We start from the raw sequence: 2,517 nt of genomic DNA, 5'->3' as shown, positions 1-2,517 counted from the left end.
AACGGCAACGGCGCGACTGGGGCAGCCGCGAAGGCTATCCAAGTCGCACTCGCTCAGCTCGGCGATCCCTACATCTACGGCGCGGAAGGGCCGAACGCCTTCGACTGCTCAGGCCTGATGCAATACGCGGCGGCCGCCGCCGGTGTTCGAATCCCGCGAGTCGCGGCGGATCAGTATCGCCAGTTGCCCAAGGTGAATCCCAGGGATATCAAGCCCGGCGACCTCATCTTCCCGTCCGAATCCTTCAAGGGAGCGAACAATCCCGGCCACGTCATCATGTACATCGGCAACGGCATGTGCGTCGAAGCGCCACACACCGGTGGCCACGTCCAGTATCGGAAACTACCCAGCAGCTACGCGGCCGCACGCTGGGCCTGACTTTCCGGCCGCTTTCGCTCGACGGCGTCAGTACCCCACGTACGAACCGCCACCACGCATCTGCACGATTCCGGGCACATTACTGACCGACCCGTAACGCTCGATGGCATAGCGAACTCCCGCGACGATATTGTCCACCGGATTCCAGATATCACGATGCCCCGGAAGCGAATACGCGTTGAACGTCGGATCGATGGTCTGCATCAGACCTTTCGACGGAATTCCCGCCGCGGCGTTGCTGTCCCAGAGATTGATGGCGTTAGGGTTGCCGCCGGATTCGTGCTGGATGATCGCCGCGATGTCGGCCGGATCGATCTGGCGCGTGTCGTAGCCGTTCTGGCGCAACACTTGCAGCGCTTCATCGATCCATTGGCCCTGCTGCCCCGACGGGCGTGTGCGTGGCGGACCGCCGCTCGGCCCTCGCATGCCGGAGTGCGAAGTGCGGCGGGGTCTGCGCGGCTGCGCGGGACGCGACTCGCTCAGGTAGCGGTCGGCCAGGGCCGCTACCCGATCGGCGGTGAGGACTGCCGTGGCCTGCCCCTGACCGAGCACACTTCCCGCGCGCTGCAAGGCGGTGTCCAAGGTGGAGATCACCAATTGCCTACTCGCATTCGCATCCTGGATACCGCCGAGCGCGGTCAAGGCGGTGTTCACCTCGGCGATGATCGCTCCGATCGCCGCGCGTCCCTGCGTGGTGCTGTCGACGGCGCCACCGAGGATGCGTTCCAGTTCGGCGTTCATCGTCTGCGTCGCATCACCGTGGCGGGCGCGATTCTGATTGCTCGCGGCGTACTGAGAGCCGAGGGCGCCGTCCCACACGACGGGTCCGCTGGGCGGTGCGGCGCCCAGATCGGGCGGCGCGTACTGCTGTCCCGTCACCGCGGTCGGAGGACCGTCACCGTATTGGGCCGCGATGGTGGCCAGCGCGCCCATCGCCGCGGCCGCCATGGGCGTGGACGAGCCTGCCATGCCGAGTGCGTCCGAGCGCGCGACAGGAGTCGAACCCGATGTGGTGGAGGTTGTTTCCGATACCGCCGGCGTGCTCTGCGCCCTCCCCTGAGCCGCCGCGCCGGCCGTCGCCGCTGTGGCCGGTGCACCTGCTTGTGGCCGCGGGATCGGCGTGGGAGTGCCGCGCGCCGCGGACTTGGTGGATCGGCGCGGCGCGGAGGTGGTGGCGCTCGCACGTACGTCGCGAGCATCGCCGGTTTCGTCGGGATCCAGTTCGGGTGGAGTGCGATTCGGCACCATCAGATCCCCCGATGCGCCCGGCCGCTACGCACGGTGACCACAGAGGCAACCATGATTCACCTTCCGCCGGACGCTCCGGTACCCGCACCGGCGGTCACCGGACACGTTCAGTGCATGCCGAAGTCCGGAGAGGTTCGCAGCCAACGCGGCAACAAGTGTTGCGATTCGCGCCGATTCGGCGGACTAGTGCCGCCTTGCTCGCTGTCGGCTCACCGACTCCGAGAAACTTCTCCCAGTATTCGCCCCAAAGCGCATGCGCAGCTTAACCCGAATATCTCCGGAGTCTCGCCCGATGTGTTCCCGGGTGCGGGAACACCAGGTGACCCGTGTCCGGGCGGCAGCGGTAGCCGACCACGGGCCCCATGCGAGGCAGCGAGGCGCCTCGGTGGCAGGTGCACCGAGTGAACGTGGCCGAGGCCGGACGGCCAATCAAACGGCGACGTTGCGCATCGCCGACGCGATGCTGTTGGCGTAGGCGATGCGCTGTCCTCTCGCGTCACCGGAACTTCTTTCGTAATACTGATCGAAGACCGCCGCCGCGTAGGCAGGCGTCTGCGCGGCTCGGAGATATCCGTACGCAGTGGATTCATTGCTGCGCAATTCGGCCATCATGTAATCGATCTGGACCTTCCAGTCGGTGACCGGCTTTCCTTGGGCGGCCGCGAACCGCTCCAGAGCCTGTCGTCGCCCACCCCGCCACTGGCAAAGACCGATGGCGCCTTCGCGCGAGTTGTACGCGCTGGTATTGAAACCGGACTCGACCTGCAGGTTACCCACGATCCCCGCTGCTTGCGCGGGCGTGAGTCCATATTTCGATATGAGGTACCGATAGACATCCGCGGGATTCGCGTTCGAGCCCCCCGGGATGTTGTCGGCGCTGCCACCCGTTCC

Annotated in this window: 3 protein-coding genes; 1 reads left to right on the top strand and 2 read right to left on the bottom strand. The window is 66.2% G+C overall.

The genetic code is table 11. The annotated features are described in order from the left end of the window. Positions 1 to 378: C40 family peptidase (locus tag ACFV2O_RS36795; RefSeq protein ID WP_364440001.1), on the top strand; the 378-nt coding region annotated here is incomplete at its 5' end. Positions 379 to 405: 27 nt separating this feature from the next. Here ACFV2O_RS36795 and ACFV2O_RS36790 read toward each other — a convergent pair. Both ACFV2O_RS36790 and ACFV2O_RS36785 read right to left on the bottom strand, forming a co-directional pair. Beyond that, positions 406 to 1,347 (bottom strand): transglycosylase SLT domain-containing protein, encoded by a 942-nt coding sequence (locus ACFV2O_RS36790; RefSeq protein WP_379256393.1) that lies wholly within the window; start codon positions 1,345 to 1,347, stop codon positions 406 to 408. A 708-nt stretch (positions 1,348 to 2,055) separates the two neighbouring features. Beyond that, positions 2,056 to 2,517, bottom strand: a 462-nt coding sequence (locus tag ACFV2O_RS36785) for a phage tail tip lysozyme (protein ID WP_364439997.1), incomplete at its 5' end; no start/stop codon positions are given.

Source organism: Nocardia sp. NPDC059691 (assembly GCF_042733915.1).
GTDB classification, from domain to species: Bacteria; Actinomycetota; Actinomycetes; order Mycobacteriales; family Mycobacteriaceae; genus Nocardia; species Nocardia sichangensis.
Note: the sequence above shows the minus strand (reverse complement) of the source record. Positions and strands in the feature narration are given on the sequence as shown.

Excerpts from the sequence above, each read along its gene's own strand:
- ACFV2O_RS36790 (WP_379256393.1), bottom strand. The coding sequence starts at position 1,347 with ATGGCAGGCTCGTCCACGCCCATGGCGGCCGCGGCGATGGGCGCGCTG.